Consider the following 15,951-nt stretch of genomic DNA (forward strand, 5'->3'; position numbering starts at 1 on the left):
GCGTGCGCCCGCTCAGCCGCGCAGCGCCGCCATCGCCGCCGCGTGCAGTTCCGGCGTCGCGGCCGCCAAAATGTCGCCGCCCTTCTCGGCCGGTCCGCCTTCGAAAGTGGTGATGACGCCGCCGGCCTTCTCGATGAGCGGGATCAGCGCGACGATGTCGTAGGGCTTCAGGCCCGGGTCGGCGACGATATCAATGCTGCCGGCCGCCAGCATGGCGAAGGCATAGCAATCGGTGCCGTAGCGGGCGAGTTGGACCTTTGTCTCGAACTGGTCGTAGCGCTTGCGCGCATCGCCCTTGAACAGGGCCGGCGTGGTCGTGAACAGCGTCGCCTGTTCGAGCTCGGTCGTCTTGCGGGTCGCCAGCCTGCGCGGACCGCCCGGTCCTTCATAATGCGACCCGGAAGCGTTGGCGTAGAACAATTCGCCGGTGAAGGGTTGCGACATCATGCCGGCGACCGCATCGCCATCGACAGTCAGCCCGACCAGCGTTCCCCAGACCGGAATGCCGGAAATGAAGGCGCGGGTGCCGTCGATCGGGTCGATCACCCAGACATGCCGGCTGGTGAGGTTCTGGCTGCCATGCTCTTCGCCCAGGATGCCGTGGTCGGGATATTCGGAGGAGATCAGCGCGCGGATCGCGCGCTCGGCCTCACGATCGGCTTCGGTGACCGGGTCGAAGCTCCCCGCAAGCTTGTTGGTGACCGTTCCCTGACTGCGGAAGCGCGGCAAGGTTTCCGCGGCGGCGGCATGCGCGATGCGCCGCATGAAATCGGTGCTGATATCCAAGTCGCTCTCCCCATCGCGGCCCTTGCCAGCCGCTCTTTCTCGCAGAACGGGCGCTCTCAAGACCGGTCAGGCGCCCGCTTTCTGTTGCCCGAATGCCACATCTGAACCGCTGAAGCGGAATTTCCACATCATATTGAATTAAAAACCATGATGTCGATTGACATTTGTGCGACGCACAATAATTCTGTCATCGGGCAGGTTTTTCCTGTCCATGCCCTCCTTGGGCGTTTCCTCCCTAGACTTCGACCGTGTCGTGAAAACGACGCGGTCTTTTTTTCGAGCAATTCCAGGAAGGTGTGAAGCGGTTTCCGACCGGAATTGCGCTTGTAAAGAACTCGGTGCACCGATCGCACCGTCATTCGGCCGCGAGCGGCAAATCGACGAAATGATGATCGGGCATCGACATCAGGTCGGCCGAGAAGCGGGTCAGGTCGGCGGCCAAGGCGTCGAAGCCGGCCGATTTCTGGAACGTCCGCTCATCCATGTAGAGCCCGCGATTGACCTCGATTTGCAGCGCATGCAGGTGCCGCGCCGGCCTGCCATAATGCTCGGTGATGAAACCTCCCGCATAGGGCTTGTTATGCGCGACCGTGTAGCCCATGCCGACAAGCAGGCTGATCGCCATTTCGGTGAGCGCCGGCGAGGCCGAGATGCCGAACCGGTCGCCGATGATGAAGTCGGGCCGCACGCCGTTGTCGCCGACGCGGATCGAGGCCGGCATCGAATGGCAGTCGATCAGCACGGCATAGCCGAACCTGGCATGCGTCCTGGCCAGGAGCCGCTTCAGCGTCTCGTGATAAGGCTTGTACACCGCTTCGATGCGTCCCACCGCCTCGGCCAAAGGCAAGCGTCCGGAATAGATGTCGAGCCCCTCGCCGACCAGTTTCGGCACCGTACCCAGCCCGCCGGCGACACGCGCCGAGCGGATGTTGCAGAAGGAGGGCACCGGCTCCGCGAACATGCGCGGATCGAGTTCCCAGGGCTCGCGGTTGACGTCGAGATAGGCGCGCGGAAAATTGGCTGAAAGCAGCGGCGCTCCGAGCGGCACAGCGCCGCCGAAAAGCTCCTCGACATAGCAGTCCTCCGACCGGCGGATGGCGTTGCGGTCGAGCCGCGCCATGGCCAGGAAACGCTCCGGATAATGGCGGCCGCTATGCGGTGAGTTGAACAGGAAGGGAACGCGCTGTTCGGCGCCCGATCGGATTTCGAAGGGTGGAACGACCGAAAAATCCTCGGCTGCCGTCTTCAATTTGTATGAACCAGGATGAAGCACTGCATCATGACGCAAAACTTGCCACCTTGCGTCCGGCATGTCCAGCATTTCAGGCTGTGAAACCGCGCTTCGAACCGGATGTCGGATGCCCTTCATTCACTTGATGTTTACCGGCACATCCTCATATACAGCATGGTTAACGGCCTTGCCCGGCGGCAGGCTTGGGCGGATGATTCGGACGGGACATGATGGCACGCATTCTGCTGGCGGAAGACGACGACGATATGCGCCGCTTCCTCGTCAAGGCGCTGGAACGCGCCGGCTACCAGGTAAGCGATTTCGACAATGGCGCCAGCGCCTATGAGCGACTGCGCGAAGAACCTTTCTCGCTGCTCCTGACCGACATCGTCATGCCGGAAATGGACGGCATCGAGCTGGCCCGCCGCGCCACCGAGATCGATCCGGACCTCAAGGTGATGTTCATCACCGGCTTTGCCGCGGTCGCGCTCAATCCCGATTCGAAGGCGCCCAAGGACGCCAAGGTGCTGTCGAAGCCCTTCCACCTGCGCGATCTCGTCAACGAGGTCGAGAAGATGCTGCAGGCCGCCTGAGGCCTGCATCGAGGCTCGCATCGGCAGGGTCCTCGCCGATGCGACGAATGGAAGCCGTCTTTCCACATTCCCGCTATTGACGCGCCGGATCAAAAGTGGTGTATGCGCGGCGTCGGATGGGCGTGTAGCTCAGCGGGAGAGCACTGCATTGACATTGCAGGGGTCACAAGTTCAATCCTTGTCACGCCCACCATCCTTCCCAATTAAGCAGACGATCGGCTCGCGCATAGCGTTGGCCATCGTGAATCGAGCTTGAGTTTAGCGGCTCTCAACGACGCTACGCCCGCCGACTACCCGAGATCCCCTTCGAACATCACCAGCGTACGATTCGACGCCTTGAGCGCGAAACGCATGGCTTCCCCATAGGCCGGATCCGCATAGCAGGCCTTGGCGATCTCCAGCGACGGAAACTCCACCAAGACCACGCGCTTGGCATCGCGCGCCTCGACGAGCAGAGGCGCCTGTTTTGTCGTATTGGTTCGTGCCTGGTATTTTTCGCCGACGGGCTTCCAGAGGCGGCTATATTCGGCCTGCGCCTCCTGGTCCGAAATCTCGGTTCCGACGATGAGCCAGTATCCCTTCACGCCGACCGCGCTCCCTGATGATTGCAAGCCTACACCATGAACTCGCCGCCGTTTATGTGCAACAAATGTCCGGTGACGAACTTGCCCATGTCGGACGCGAGATAGAGGCAGGCATTGGCGACGTCTTCGGCGGTTCCAAGCGTCCTTAGCGGCACCGTCGCCTTCACATGCTCGTAGGTTTGCTCGAGATCGGGGTACCAGGCCGCATTCCTGTTCGTGTCCAGCCATCCCGGGGCAATGCTGTTGGCGGTCACCCCGTCCGGCCCGCATTCCAGCGCCACAGCCTTCGCCAGGCCGTGCATGCCATGTTTCGCGGCGACGACATGCGCTCGGTTCGCCAGCGGGAAGAGCGCGTCTGTGCCGGCCATGTAGAGCAAGCGCCCGAATTTTCTTCTGCGCATGTGGGGCAGCACCGCCCGGGTCAGGATGAAGGCCGATCCAAGGTTGGTGTCGATCACCTTCTGCCAGTCCTGGAGGGTGATCTCCTCGAGCGGCTGGTGCGGTCGTATCCCCACGCAGGACACCGCGATGTCGACGCCGCCCAGTTCCGCCACCGCCCTTTCGATCAAGGCATTCATGGCGGCCTCGTCGGCGCCGTCGCAGATGGATGCTATCGCCTCGACGCCGAAAGACCGAGCTTGGTCGGCGACGGCCTCGATCTTGGCCGCGTCGCTGCCCCCGGTGATGACGATGTGCGCCCCCGCTCGGGCGAACGCCAGCGCGACGGCCTTGCCGATGTTCTGGCCGGCTGCGGTAATGACCGCTACCCGCCCTTTCAGACCTGGAACTTCCATGTGCTCAGCTATGGGTCAGGAGGGCATGGAGCGCGTCCTGTGCCAGCCTTGTAGGTTGAGAAATCAAACAGGGGCTTTTGCCAGGAAGCAAGCCGCCATAGGTCTAGACTAGACGCCCGCCGTCGCCAGCAGAGTCTTCATCCGGGCCATGGCAAGATCGGGGTCGGCCAACAGGCCAGCTTGATCGGAGAGCCGGAAGACGTCCGCATAGTGGCATATGCCGCGCGCCGACTGCATGCCGCCGACCATGGTGAAATGGTCCTGATGCCCGTTCAGCCAGGCCATGAACACGATGCCGGCCTTGTAGTATTCGGTCGGCGCTTCGAAGATCTTGCGCGACAGCGTCACGGTCGGCGCCATCAGCGCGTCGTAACCGAGTCTGTCGCCCTCCGCCAGCTTCGCCAGCGCAGCGTTGGCGACCGGGGCGATGGCGTCGAAAATGCCGAGCAGCGCGTGCGAATGCCGCCTGCCGTCGCCTGCGATCAGCTCCGGATAGTTGAAATCGTCGCCGGTGAACATCACGACGCCCTCGGGCAGCCGGTCGCGCAGCAGCACCTCCTTCTCGGCATCGAGCAGCGATATCTTGATGCCTTCCACCTTGTCCGCATGCCGCTCGATGATGGCGACGACCGTGCCGAGCGCCGCATCGAAATCGTTGCTGCCCCAATAACCCTTGAGCGCCGGATCGAACATGTCGCCTAGCCAATGCAGGATGACCTTGCCTGATGCCTGGGAAAGCACCCGGTCATAGACGCGGGCATAATCGTCCGGCCCCTTTGCCACCCCCGCCAGCGCACGGCTCGCCATCATGATCGCCTTGCCGCCCTCGCCTTCGATGAAGGCGAATTGTTCTTCATAGGCGCCGATGACGTCGTCGAGCGTCTTGGCCGCCGCCGGCCCCAGATGGTCGGTTCCCGCCCCCGAAGCGAGGTCGGCGCTCGGCACCGTCTTGGCCTCCGCGATCGAGCGCCGGATCAGCTCCTTGGCGCTCGCCCAGTCGAAACCCATGCCGCGCTGGGACGTGTCCATGGCCTCGGCGATGCGGAAGCCGAGCCGCCACAGATGATGGCGAAACGCCATGGTCTTGTCCCAGTCGACCGCCGGTTGTGACCAGGGGTTGGTCATGGCGATGGGGTCGGCAACGACATGGGCGGCGGCATAGGCGATGCGCGAAAAAGGCGCGTCCTGGCTCGGCTCGACCGGTTGACCGACGAGCCGGTAGCTGACCCGGTCGCCATTTGCGGCAGGCAAGGTGATGTCCATGGAGCTCTCCCTTCCGGGCCGCTATAAATGGAACGTTCCAATAAATCAAGAAGCTTGATGATTCCAAGGCTGGGAGCTGACCTGCTACAGACCCTCGGTGCAGAACTCCTTGCGCCGGCACGATTTTGAACCGCTTCAATCAATTTTTCGAATCTCGCAGGAATCACGATTGACTCCGAATTGCGTCAGCGATTAGAACGTTCCAATAAATTTGCTCGAAAACGTGGAGGACGGAACGAGGATGGCCAGCCGGCCCAAGGCGACGATCCTGGACATCGCCCGCGAGGCCGGTGTGTCCAAATCGACGGTGTCGCTCGTGCTGCAGGGCAGCGGGCTGATCCGGCCTGAAACCGCGACAAGGGTGCGCAAAGCGATCGAGGATGTCGGCTATGTCTACAACCGCGGCGCCGCCAATCTGCGCAAGGCCCACTCCAACGTCATCGGCATGGTGATCAACGATCTCACCAATCCCTTCTTCGCTGAGCTTGCCGTCGGCATGGAGCGTGTCTTCCAGGCGGCGGGCGTCGTCCCCTTCATCGCCAACACGGCGGAAAACCCCGTACGCCAGGAAGAGGTGTTGAAGTCGCTGATGGAGCAGGGTGTGGCCGGCCTCATCGTCTCACCGGCGCGCGGCACCACGCCGGGCGCCTTCCGCCGCATCGAGACGGCGGGCGTGCCGATCGTCTTCACCATGCGCCGGCTGCCTGAAAGCCGCATTCCGGTGATCGCGCCGGACAACCATCGCGGCGCCTTCATCGCCACCGAGCATCTGATCCGCAAGGGTCATCGCCGCCTGGCCTTCTTCGGCGGCTCGTCCGAACTCGTCGTTTATCAACAGAGGCTTGGCGGCTTTGTGGAAGCTTGCGAAACGCTGGGCGTCCCCGCCACCGACAGAACGATCGTCGAGGGCGAGACCAGCCGCAAGGGCGGCATGGCTTGCCTGGAGACGGCGCTTGCCGCAGCGCAGCCGCCGACGGCGGCACTCTGCTTCAACGATGCGGTCGCCTTCGGCGCCATGCTGGCATTGCGCAAACGCGGCCTTGAGGCGGGCGCCGATTTTGCCGTCGTCGGCTTCGACGATGTCGCCGAGGCCGAGCACTACAGCCCGGCGCTGACCAGCGTTGCCGTCGACACCGCGGGCCTCGGTGAACGGGCCGCTCATGTCATGCTGAAGATGATCCAGTCGCGCACCACGCGCGCCGAGGACCATATCGGCGCCGTCAGTCTGGTCGTGCGGGAAAGCAGCGGTCCGGACCGCAACAGCCAAGTGGGAGACGCGGCATGAGCGTGCGATGGGGACTGATCGGCGCCAGCACGATCGCCAGACAATTCATGATCAACGCCATCCGCGCGCAGGCCGATGGCGAGGTCGCCGCCGTGATGAGCTCGAGTGCCGAGCGCGCAAAGGCCTATGCCAGCGAGAACGGTATTCCTGCTGCCGTCTCGACCCTCGACGCGCTGCTCAGCTCGGACATCGACGTCGTCTACATCTCGACCACCAACGAATTGCACCTCGAACAGGGTCTCGCCGCCATCAAGGCGGGCAAGCATGTGCTGTGCGAGAAGCCGCTGGCGCTGACCAGCGCCGACGCCCGCAAGCTGGTTGCCGCCGCGAAAGCCGCCGGCATCGTCTTCGGCACTAATCATCATCTGCGCAATGCCGGCGCCCACCGCGCCATGCGCGAGGCGATCGCCGCCGGCCGCATCGGCAAGCCGATCGCTGCGCGCGTCTTCCATTCCGTCTACCTGCCGGAGAACCTGCAGGGCTGGCGCATCACCAGGCCCGAGGCCGGCGGCGGCGTGGTGCTCGACATCACGGTGCACGATGCCGACACGCTGCGCTTCGTGCTGGGCGACGATCCGGTCGAGATTTCGGCTTTCACGCAATCCGCCGGCATGGCTGGGCGCGGTCTGGAGGACGGCGCCATGTGCATCTGGCGCTTCAAGTCCGGCGTCATCGCGCAATCGCATGAGGGCTTCACGACGAAATTCGCCGGCACCGGCTTCGAGGTGCATGGCTCGGAAGGCTCGCTCATCGCCAGCAATGTGATGACGCAGAAGCCGGTCGGCTCGGTGCTGCTGCGCACCGCGAGCGGCGAGGAAGAATTGAGCTTCGACCGCGAGGACCTCTACACCCGCTCGCTGCGCCAGTTCCATGCCGCGATCCGCGGCAAAGGGCAGCCTTCCGCCACCGGCGAGGACGGCATCTGGTCGCTGGCCGCAGCTGAAGCCGCACTTCAATCGTCGAAGACCGGCAAGGCCGTCGCTATCGATCCGCAACTCGGGAGCCTCGATTGAGCAAGCTCGTCTCGGCGGCTTATGCCGCCAGCCTGATCAAGGACGGCATGGTCGTCTCGGTGTCGTCGTCGAGCGGCCTCGGCTGCCCCGATGCGGTGCTTGCCGCGATCGGCGAACGCTTCGAGGCGGAAGGCCATCCGAAGGCGATCACCACGCTGCATCCGATCGCCGCCGGCGACATGTACGGCATCAAGGGCATCGACCATCTCGCCAAGCCCGGCCTGCTGAAGCGCACGCTTTGCGGCTCTTATCCGTCCGGTCCCTCCTCCGCCGAGCCGCCGCAGATCTGGAAGATGATCGGCGACAATTCGGTCGCCGCGTACAACGTGCCGTCGGGCATCCTATTCGACATGCATCGCGAGGCCGCCGCCAAGCGGCCGGGCGTGCTGACCAAGGTCGGCCTCGACACTTTCGCCGATCCGCGCCACCAGGGCTGCGCCATGAACGCTGCGGCCAGCGAGCCGATCGTTTCGGTTGAGCAGTTCGACGGCGAGGAATGGCTCTATTTTCGCGCCATCGTGCCCAACATCTCGATCATCCGCGCCACCACGGCCGACGAGCGCGGCAACCTCACCTACGAGCATGAAGGCGCCTATCTCGGCGGGCTTGAACAGGCGCTGGCGGCCCGCAACAATGGCGGCATCGTCATTGCGCAGGTGAAGCGCGTCGTCGAAAATGGCACGTTGAAGCCGCATGACGTGCGGGTGCCGGGCGTTCTGGTCGATCATATCGTGGTGGCGCCCGACCAGTTGCAGACGACGCAGACGCCTTACGATCCAGCGATCTCGGGTGAGATCTTCCGGCCGCTCTCGACCTTCCGCACGCCGGAGATGAACATCCAGAAGGTGATCGCGCGTCGGGTCGCCATGGAGTTGCGCGACGGCATGGCCGTCAATATCGGCTTCGGCATCTCCGCCAACGTGCCGCGCATTCTTCTCGAGGAAGGCCAGCACGGCAAGGTCACCTGGGTGATCGAGCAGGGCGCGGTCGGCGGCGTGCCGCTGCTCGACTTCAAATTCGGCTGCGCCTCGAATGCCGAGGCGATCATGCCATCGCCGCACCAGTTCATCTATTTCCAGGCCGGCGGCTTCGACGCCTCGCTGCTCTCCTTCCTGCAGATCGACCGCCACGGCTCGGTCAATGTGTCGAAGCTCTCGGCAAGGCCGCATGTGACGGCCGGCGCCGGCGGCTTCGTCGACATCACCGCGCGGGCAAGGAAGATCGTCTTTTCCGGTTTCTTCAATGCCGGCGCCAAGCTTTCGCTGGCGAATGGCGCCATCCGCATCGACCAGGAAGGCAAGGTCAAGAAGATCGTCGAGGAGGTCGAGCACATCTCCTTCTCGGGAAAACGCGCCGTCGCTCAAGGGCAGGACATCACTTATGTCACCGAGCGCTGCGTGATGAAGCTTACGCCGGACGGGCTGATGGTGACGGAACTCGCGCCCGGCATCGATCTCGAGCGCGATGTGCTGGCGCAGGCGGAGATCCCGCTCGCTGTGGCAAACGACCTCAAGGTAACGCCCGCCGCCCTCTATCAGGACAGGCCGATCGGCCTGTCGCTGAACGGCGGCGCTTCGCTCGGAGCCGCGCATGGCTGAGCTTGTCACATTCGAGCGGGACGGCGCCTTAGGCATCGTCACCTTGCGCCGTCCGGAAAAGTTCAACGCGCTCGACATTCCGATGCTGCGCGCGCTGGAAGCCGCGCTTGACGAGGCGGAGCTCGCCGAGGGCGTTCGCGTCGTGCTCATCCGCGGCGAAGGCAAGGGCTTTTGCGCCGGCGGCGACGTCGAGGCCTGGGGACGATTAAGCGCCGCTGATTTCCAGGTGCAGTGGGTGCGCTACGGACACCGCGTCTTCGACCGGCTGGCGCGGCTCAGGCAGCCGACGATCGCCGTGCTCTCCGGTCATGCGCTGGGCGGCGGACTTGAACTCGCCGCCGCCTGCGATTTTCGCGTCGCCGAAACGCAGGTGAAGATCGGCTTTCCGGAAACTTCGATCGGCGTTGTGCCCGGCTGGTCGGGCACTCAGCGCGCCGTGCGCCGCTTCGGTGCACAGATCGTGCGCCGGATGGCGATTGGCGGCGAGATTTTCCTGGCGTCCGACGCGCTCGCGCACGGTATCGTCGACCGGCTGGTCGAAACCGGCAAGGCTTTCGACGAAGCGAAAGCCTGGGCGGAAAAAATCGCCGAGCGCGGCCCGCTGGCGACAGAGGCCGCCAAGCTAATGATCGGCGTTGCCGAGGGCGAAGAAGACGCCGCCGCGACCGAGGCGCTGGCCAGCGGCTTCATTGCACTGACAGGCGACCTCAAAGTCGGCGTCGGCGCCTTCAAGGCCAAGCAGAAGCCGGCCTTTTCGAGATCCTAGAGAAGACATGATGAACGCACCGCTCACCATTGCCATGCCGGCCGAGGCGTCTGAGGCGCCGAAAGCCTACAAGCTCTTGATCGACGGCAGGCACGTCGATGCCCGTGATGGCCGCAGCATCGAGCGCGCCAGCCCCGGCCACGGTTTTGTCGTCTCGCGCTATGCCCAGGCAGGTCCTGAAGAAGTGGAAGCCGCAGTGCAGGCCGCGCACAAGGCGTTCGAGACCGGCCCATGGCCACGCATGAAGGCCTCGGAACGCGCCGCGGTGCTACTGAAGACTGCCGACCTGATCGAGGCCCGGCTGGAAGAGATCGCCCGGCTCGACGCGCTGGAATCCGGCAAGCCGATTGCCCAGGCGCGCGGCGAGATCGGCGGCGCCATCGACATCTGGCGCTATGCCGCCTCGCTTGCCCGCACGCTGCATGGCGAGAGCTACGCCAATCTCGGCGACGATATGCTGGGCGTCGTGCTGCGCGAGCCGATCGGCGTCGTCTCGATCATCACGCCGTGGAACTTCCCCTTCCTGATCGTCAGCCAGAAACTGCCCTTCGCGCTCGCCGCCGGCTGCACGGCGGTGGTGAAGCCGAGCGAGATGACCTCGGCCTCGACCTTCGTGCTCGGCGACATCCTGCTCGAAGCCGGCCTGCCGGCCGGTGTCGTCAATATCCTCGCCGGCTACGGCGCCGATGTCGGCGCGCCGATGGTCGGCCATCCGCTGGTCGAGATGGTCTCCTTCACCGGCTCGACCCGTGTCGGCAAGACGACGATGGCGGCGGCTTCCAATTCGCTGAAGAAGGTTTCGATGGAGCTCGGCGGCAAGAACGGCCAGATCGTCTTCCCCGACGCCGACCTGGAAGCGGCGGCGGACGCCGCCGTGTTCGGCGGCTTCTTCAACGCCGGCGAATGCTGCAATGCCGGCAGCCGCCTGATCGTGCATGAGGCGATTGCCGACGACTTTCTGAACGCGGTCAAGTCGCTGTCCCAAAAGGTCCGCGTCGGCGATCCGCTCGACGACCGCACCAAGGTCGGCGCGATGATCTCGACCGATCATATGGAAAAGGTAGCCGGCTATGTGACGGCGGCGGAAACCGAAGGCGGCAACGTTTTCGCCGGCGGCGCCAGGCTGCAATCCAATGCCGGGCAATATCTCGATCCGACCATCATCCGCAACGTTACAGAAGAAATGGCGATCGCGCGCGAGGAAGTGTTTGGGCCGGTGCTGTCCGTGCTCACTTTTGAAACGATTGAAAAGGCATTGCACATTGCCAACAACACGCCCTATGGTCTGTCTGCAGGGGTATGGAGCGCCAGCATCGACACGTGCATGTCGGTGGCGCGCGGTGTGCGTTCGGGGACGGTTTGGGTGAATACGTTCATGGAAGGTTATCCCGAACTGCCCTTCGGCGGCTATAAGCAGTCCGGTCTGGGCCGCGAACTCGGCAAACGCGCTGTCGAGGACTATACCGAGGAAAAGACTATCCAGTTTCATCGCGGCCAGCGCACCGGTTGGTGGGTCGGCTGAGTTGGGAGACCCCGGCGGACACCCGCCGGTCATGTGTATGCAACAAGGGAGGTAGTACATGTTGCGCAAACTGCTTATCGGAACGGCTCTTGCGACGAGCTTTGCGTTCTCGGCGCATGCCGCGGACGTCAAAGAAGTGCAGATGCTGCATTGGTGGACGTCGGGCGGCGAAGCGGCTGCTCTGAACGTGCTGAAGCAGGATCTGGCCAAGGAAGGCTACGCCTGGAAGGACGTGCCGGTGGCCGGTGGCGGCGGCGATGCCGCCATGACCGCGCTGAAGGCGATGGTCGCGGCCGGCAACTATCCGACCGCCTCGCAGATGCTCGGCTACACCGTGCTCGACTATGCCGCCGCCGGCGTCATGGGCGACCTGACCGAGACCGCCAAGAAGGAAGGCTGGGACAAGTCGGTTCCGGCCGCCCTGCAGAAGTTCTCCGTCTATGACGGCAAGTGGGTCGCCGCTCCCGTCAACGTCCACTCCGTCAACTGGCTGTGGATCAACAAGGCGGTGATGGACAAGATCGGCGGCACCGAGCCGAAGACCTTCGACGACTTCATTGCCCTCCTCGACAAGGCCAAGGCCGCGGGCGTCATCCCGCTCGCGCTCGGCGGCCAGAACTGGCAGGAAGCCACCATGTTCGACTCCGTCGTGCTGTCGACCGGCGGGCCGGAGTTCTACAAGAAGGCGATGAACGACCTCGATGAGGAATCGCTCAAGTCCGACACGATGAAGAAGTCGTTCGACAACCTCGCCAAGCTCGTCAAATATGTCGACCCTAACTTCTCGGGCCGCGACTGGAACCTCGCCACCGCCATGGTCATCAAGGGCGATGCGCTGGTCCAGGTCATGGGCGACTGGGCCAAGGGCGAGTTCCACGCCGCCAAGAAGACCCCTGGTACTGACTTCCTCTGCTACCGCTTCCCGGGCACTGACGGCACGGTGATCTACAACTCCGACATGTTCGGCATGTTCAACGTTCCGGAGGACCGCAAGGCCGCCCAGGTGGCACTCGCCACCGCCACTTTGTCGAAGAGCTTCCAGTCGGCCTTCAACGTGGTGAAGGGTTCGGTCCCGGCCCGCACCGACGTGCCTGACACCGACTTCGACGCTTGCGGCAAGAAGGGCATCGCCGACCTGAAGAAGGCCAATGAAGGCGGCACGCTGTTCGGCTCGCTGGCCCAGGGCTACGGCGCCCCGCCGGCCGTCGCCAACGCCTATAAGGACGTCGTGTCGAAGTTCGTCCATGGTCAGATCAAGACCTCCGACGAGGCCGTGACCGAACTGGTCAAGGCAATCGAAGACGCCAAGTGAGGTTCACTTGAACCAACCCTCCCCCGCTTCGGCGGGGGGGTCTCCTGTCGACAAAAGGCGCGGAAGACCTGGTGCGTTTTGGCGCCGGGCCGTCTCCGACCAACCGGTACTGGATGAGCCGATGAGCACAGTTGCCGAAACCCAGATCAAGCTGACACCGGAGCACGACGCCCGTCCCGGCGCGACGGTCCGTTCGCGGCTGCAGGATCTGTTGCCGAAGATCGTTTTGGCACCAAGCTTCGCGGCGACGATCGTCTTCGTCTATGGCTTCATTCTCTGGACGATCTATCTGTCCTTCACCAACTCCAAGACCTTCCCGTCCTACGACATAACCGGGGCCCGGGCCTATCAGCGGCTGTGGCGCTGGACCTTCGAGAGCGACCCGCCTTCGAGCTGGTACACCTCGATCACCAATATGGGCATTTTCGGTTCCCTTTATATCCTGATCTGCCTGGCGCTCGGCCTGTTCCTGGCCATCCTGCTCGACCAGAAAATCCGCGGCGAAGGCGTGCTGCGGCCGATCTACCTTTATCCGATGGCGCTCTCCTTCATCGTCACCGGCGTCGCCTGGAAGTGGTTCCTCGATCCTGGCCTCGGGCTGGAGCAGACGCTGCATCAATGGGGCTGGACGAGCTTCCATTTCGACTGGATCAAGAACAAGGATTTCGTCATCTACACGGTGGTGATCGCAGGCGTCTGGCAGGCCTCAGGCTTCATCATGGCGATGTTCCTGGCCGGCCTGCGCGGCATCGATGGCGAGATCATGAAGGCGGCGCAGATCGACGGCGCATCCACCTTCCAGCTCTACCGCCGCATCGTCATTCCGATGCTACGACCTGTGTTTCTGTCGGCCTTCATCGTGCTCGCGCATCTGGCCATCAAGTCCTATGACCTGGTCGTGGCGCTGACCAGCGGCGGCCCGGGCGGCTCGGCCTGGCTGCCCTCCAACTTCATGTATGAGTTCACCTTCAAGCGCAACGAAATGGCGGTCGGCTCGGCCAGTGCGGTGATCATGCTGATGACGCTGACCGCGATCATCGTGCCTTACCTCTATTCCGAGCTCAGGGAGAAGCAGCGATGAGCGCCGTCACCTCGCCTGCCCGTCCGGCTTCGAGCGGCATGAGCGCCAGGACGATCAACCGCATCGTCATCTACGGCCTGCTTGCGCTGTTTGCGATCTTCTATCTGATGCCGCTTTTCGTCATGCTGGTCACCTCGTTCAAGACCATGGACGAGATCCAGAACGGCAACATGCTGGCGCTGCCGCAATCGCCGACCATCGAGCCATGGTTCAAGGCCTGGGGCGAGACCTGCGTCGGCCTCACCTGCGCCGGCATCAAGGGCTATTTCTGGAACTCCATCAAGATGGTGGTTCCGGCGGTGCTGATCTCGACGCTGCTCGGCGCGTTGAACGGCTATGTGCTGACCAAATGGCGCTTCCGCGGCCACACGCTGGTCTTCGCCATGATGCTGTTTGCCTGCTTCATCCCGTTCCAGTCGGTGCTGTTGCCGATGGCGACGATCCTTGGCAGTCTCGGCCGCTTCGGCGCCACGCTGCAAAATGCGACGGGGTTCAATTTCGGCCTCGGCAATTCGACGGTGAACCTGGTCTTCGTCCACGTGGTCTACGGCCTCGGCTTCACCACCTTGTTCTTCCGCAACTACTACGAGGCCTTCCCGACCGAGTTGGTGAAGGCGGCGCAGGTCGACGGTGCGTCCTTCTTCCAGATCTTCCGCCGCATCATGCTGCCGAACTCGATGCCGATCTTCGTCGTCACCGTCATCTACCAGTTCACCAACATCTGGAACGACTTCCTGTTCGCTTCCGCCTATGCCGGCACCGGCGACGTGATGCCGATGACGGTGGCGCTGAACAATGTCGTGAACACGTCGACCGGCGTCGTCGAATACAATGTCAACATGGCGGCGGCGATGATCGCCGCGCTCCCCACCCTGATCGTCTATGTCGTCGCCGGCCGCTATTTCGTGCGCGGGCTGATGGCCGGCGCGGTCAAGGGCTGACCCCTTTCGGAAGGAACGACCATGGCTTTTCTGGAAATTGATGGGCTGAAGAAGCGCTTCGGGAATGTCGAGATCCTGAAGGGCATCGATGTCGAGCTCGAAAAGGGCGGTTTCCTCGTGCTGGTCGGCCCGTCCGGCTGCGGCAAGTCCACGCTGCTCAACACGATTGCCGGCCTGGAGCAGATCACCGAGGGCGAGATCCGCGTCGACGGCCGCGCGATCAACGATCTGCATCCTTCGAAGCGCGATATCGCCATGGTGTTCCAGAGCTACGCGCTCTATCCAAACATGACGGTTGCCGGCAACATCGCCTTCGGCATGGAGATGCGCGGCGTGCCTGCCGCCGAGCGCCAGGCGGCGATCGACAAGGTGGCGAAGATCCTGCAGATCGGCCATCTGCTCAACCGCAAGCCCAGCCAACTGTCCGGCGGCCAACGCCAGCGCGTCGCCATGGGCCGGGCGCTGGTGCGCGACCCGAAGCTTTTCCTGTTCGACGAGCCGCTGTCCAATCTTGACGCCAAGCTGCGCGTCGACATGCGCATCGAGATCAAGCGCCTGCATGCCACGACCGGCACGACGATCGTCTACGTCACGCATGACCAGATCGAGGCCATGACGCTGGCGACCAAGATCGCCGTGATGCGCGACGGCGAGGTCCAGCAGTTCGGCACGCCTGCGGAGATCTACAACAACCCGACCAACATCTTCGTCGCCGACTTCATGGGCTCGCCGGCGATGAACCTGATCCCTGCCAAGATCGACGGCAATGGCAGCGGGCTGTCGGTGGTGCTCGATCGCGAGGCGCGGCAGCCGATCGTGCTGTCCATGCCCGGCGCGCCGGTCGGTCTTGCGGCCTTCAAGGACAAGCCGGTGATCTTCGGCGTCCGCCCCGAAGCGCTGACCGACCCGGAAGGCGCGGAACGCAACGGTTCGAACATCGCCACTGCCGACTGCCATATCGAAGTGGTCGAACCGGCCGGCTCCGACACTTTCGCCGTAACCAATCTCGGCGGCAAGGGAGTGGTGGCGCGGCTCAGAGCGGATGCCCGGATCCAGCCCGGCACCAGCACGCCGCTGGCCTTCAATCTGAGCAAGGCGGTGTTCTTCGACCCGGCGACTGAGAAGCGCATCCTCTGATGCATGTCGCCCAAAAGTGGCTCCGGTTTTGGAGCAACGACATGC

15 protein-coding genes and 1 tRNA gene are annotated in these 15,951 nt (G+C 63.6%); 11 read left to right on the forward strand and 5 right to left on the reverse strand.

The annotated features are described in order from the left end of the window. Window positions 1-12: 12 nt before the first annotated feature. Both hisN and ACVMIM_RS30865 read right to left on the reverse strand, forming a co-directional pair. A complete protein-coding gene (hisN, locus tag ACVMIM_RS30860; protein WP_476116622.1) occupies window positions 13-786 on the reverse strand; it encodes a histidinol-phosphatase in 774 nt (257 codons plus the stop codon). 355 nt (window positions 787-1,141) lie between these two features. After that, complete coding sequence (locus tag ACVMIM_RS30865) at window positions 1,142-2,098, reverse strand: N-formylglutamate amidohydrolase (protein WP_476116624.1); 957 nt, start codon at window positions 2,096-2,098, stop codon at window positions 1,142-1,144. A gap of 149 nt (window positions 2,099-2,247) precedes the next feature. On the opposite strand from ACVMIM_RS30865, the gene cpdR reads away from it, so the two are divergent. Both cpdR and ACVMIM_RS30875 read left to right on the forward strand, forming a co-directional pair. Further along, window positions 2,248-2,610: a cell cycle two-component system response regulator CpdR gene (gene cpdR, locus ACVMIM_RS30870; RefSeq protein ID WP_006199474.1), complete on the forward strand. Its 363-nt coding sequence runs from the start codon at window positions 2,248-2,250 to the stop codon at window positions 2,608-2,610. A gap of 118 nt (window positions 2,611-2,728) precedes the next feature. Further along, window positions 2,729-2,803, forward strand: a tRNA-Val gene (locus tag ACVMIM_RS30875). Window positions 2,804-2,900: 97 nt separating this feature from the next. Here ACVMIM_RS30875 and ACVMIM_RS30880 read toward each other — a convergent pair. From ACVMIM_RS30880 to ACVMIM_RS30890, 3 genes are all read right to left on the reverse strand, one after another. Continuing rightward, window positions 2,901-3,194 (reverse strand): DUF1330 domain-containing protein, encoded by a 294-nt coding sequence (locus ACVMIM_RS30880; RefSeq protein WP_476116626.1) that lies wholly within the window; start codon window positions 3,192-3,194, stop codon window positions 2,901-2,903. A 29-nt stretch (window positions 3,195-3,223) separates the two neighbouring features. Continuing rightward, on the reverse strand, window positions 3,224-3,988 hold the full coding sequence (locus ACVMIM_RS30885) for an SDR family NAD(P)-dependent oxidoreductase (protein WP_040997228.1): 765 nt from the start codon (window positions 3,986-3,988) through the stop codon (window positions 3,224-3,226). A 108-nt stretch (window positions 3,989-4,096) separates the two neighbouring features. Continuing rightward, complete coding sequence (locus tag ACVMIM_RS30890; RefSeq protein ID WP_476116628.1) at window positions 4,097-5,251, reverse strand: dihydrodipicolinate synthase family protein; 1,155 nt, start codon at window positions 5,249-5,251, stop codon at window positions 4,097-4,099. Window positions 5,252-5,492: 241 nt separating this feature from the next. Between ACVMIM_RS30890 and ACVMIM_RS30895 the strand changes: the two genes are divergently transcribed. The 9 genes from ACVMIM_RS30895 to ACVMIM_RS30935 all read left to right on the forward strand — a co-directional run bounded on the left by ACVMIM_RS30895 (window position 5,493) and on the right by ACVMIM_RS30935 (window position 15,906). Continuing rightward, window positions 5,493-6,536 (forward strand): LacI family DNA-binding transcriptional regulator, encoded by a 1,044-nt coding sequence (locus ACVMIM_RS30895; protein ID WP_476116630.1) that lies wholly within the window; start codon window positions 5,493-5,495, stop codon window positions 6,534-6,536. After that, window positions 6,533-7,549 carry a Gfo/Idh/MocA family protein gene (locus ACVMIM_RS30900; RefSeq protein ID WP_476116632.1) on the forward strand — a complete coding sequence of 339 codons (1,017 nt, stop codon included), beginning with the start codon at window positions 6,533-6,535 and terminating at the stop codon, window positions 7,547-7,549. Before ACVMIM_RS30895 ends, ACVMIM_RS30900 begins: the two co-directional genes overlap by 4 nt. Continuing rightward, window positions 7,546-9,147, forward strand: a complete 1,602-nt coding sequence (locus ACVMIM_RS30905; RefSeq protein ID WP_476116634.1) for an acyl CoA:acetate/3-ketoacid CoA transferase — start codon at window positions 7,546-7,548, stop codon at window positions 9,145-9,147. Before ACVMIM_RS30900 ends, ACVMIM_RS30905 begins: the two co-directional genes overlap by 4 nt. Continuing rightward, entirely contained in the window at window positions 9,140-9,913 is a 774-nt protein-coding gene (locus tag ACVMIM_RS30910) for an enoyl-CoA hydratase/isomerase family protein (RefSeq protein WP_476116636.1), read from the forward strand. The genes ACVMIM_RS30905 and ACVMIM_RS30910 overlap by 8 nt, the downstream gene beginning before the upstream one ends. A gap of 10 nt (window positions 9,914-9,923) precedes the next feature. Beyond that, window positions 9,924-11,435 carry an aldehyde dehydrogenase family protein gene (locus ACVMIM_RS30915; protein WP_476117433.1) on the forward strand — a complete coding sequence of 504 codons (1,512 nt, stop codon included), beginning with the start codon at window positions 9,924-9,926 and terminating at the stop codon, window positions 11,433-11,435. A gap of 58 nt (window positions 11,436-11,493) precedes the next feature. Continuing rightward, window positions 11,494-12,747, forward strand: a complete 1,254-nt coding sequence (locus ACVMIM_RS30920; RefSeq protein WP_040997238.1) for an ABC transporter substrate-binding protein — start codon at window positions 11,494-11,496, stop codon at window positions 12,745-12,747. A 121-nt stretch (window positions 12,748-12,868) separates the two neighbouring features. Continuing rightward, window positions 12,869-13,828 (forward strand): carbohydrate ABC transporter permease, encoded by a 960-nt coding sequence (locus tag ACVMIM_RS30925; protein WP_278049126.1) that lies wholly within the window; start codon window positions 12,869-12,871, stop codon window positions 13,826-13,828. Further along, entirely contained in the window at window positions 13,825-14,769 is a 945-nt protein-coding gene (locus ACVMIM_RS30930) for a carbohydrate ABC transporter permease (RefSeq protein WP_040997241.1), read from the forward strand. The genes ACVMIM_RS30925 and ACVMIM_RS30930 overlap by 4 nt, the downstream gene beginning before the upstream one ends. A 21-nt stretch (window positions 14,770-14,790) precedes the next feature. Further along, window positions 14,791-15,906 (forward strand): ABC transporter ATP-binding protein, encoded by a 1,116-nt coding sequence (locus ACVMIM_RS30935; protein ID WP_476116639.1) that lies wholly within the window; start codon window positions 14,791-14,793, stop codon window positions 15,904-15,906. Window positions 15,907-15,951 lie beyond the last annotated feature (45 nt).

The organism is Mesorhizobium sp. USDA 4413, from assembly GCF_056280365.1.

Excerpts from the sequence above, each read along its gene's own strand:
- ACVMIM_RS30895 (WP_476116630.1), top strand. The coding sequence starts at position 5,493 with ATGGCCAGCCGGCCCAAGGCGACGATCCTGGACATCGCCCGCGAGGCC.
- cpdR (WP_006199474.1), top strand. The coding sequence starts at position 2,248 with ATGGCACGCATTCTGCTGGCGGAAGACGACGACGATATGCGCCGCTTC.
- ACVMIM_RS30925 (WP_278049126.1), top strand. The coding sequence starts at position 12,869 with ATGAGCACAGTTGCCGAAACCCAGATCAAGCTGACACCGGAGCACGAC.
- ACVMIM_RS30920 (WP_040997238.1), top strand. The coding sequence starts at position 11,494 with ATGTTGCGCAAACTGCTTATCGGAACGGCTCTTGCGACGAGCTTTGCG.
- ACVMIM_RS30935 (WP_476116639.1), top strand. The coding sequence starts at position 14,791 with ATGGCTTTTCTGGAAATTGATGGGCTGAAGAAGCGCTTCGGGAATGTC.
- ACVMIM_RS30910 (WP_476116636.1), top strand. The coding sequence starts at position 9,140 with ATGGCTGAGCTTGTCACATTCGAGCGGGACGGCGCCTTAGGCATCGTC.
- ACVMIM_RS30890 (WP_476116628.1), bottom strand. The coding sequence starts at position 5,251 with ATGGACATCACCTTGCCTGCCGCAAATGGCGACCGGGTCAGCTACCGG.
- ACVMIM_RS30915 (WP_476117433.1), top strand. The coding sequence starts at position 9,924 with ATGAACGCACCGCTCACCATTGCCATGCCGGCCGAGGCGTCTGAGGCG.
- ACVMIM_RS30930 (WP_040997241.1), top strand. The coding sequence starts at position 13,825 with ATGAGCGCCGTCACCTCGCCTGCCCGTCCGGCTTCGAGCGGCATGAGC.
- ACVMIM_RS30865 (WP_476116624.1), bottom strand. The coding sequence starts at position 2,098 with ATGCCGGACGCAAGGTGGCAAGTTTTGCGTCATGATGCAGTGCTTCAT.
- ACVMIM_RS30885 (WP_040997228.1), bottom strand. The coding sequence starts at position 3,988 with ATGGAAGTTCCAGGTCTGAAAGGGCGGGTAGCGGTCATTACCGCAGCC.
- ACVMIM_RS30900 (WP_476116632.1), top strand. The coding sequence starts at position 6,533 with ATGAGCGTGCGATGGGGACTGATCGGCGCCAGCACGATCGCCAGACAA.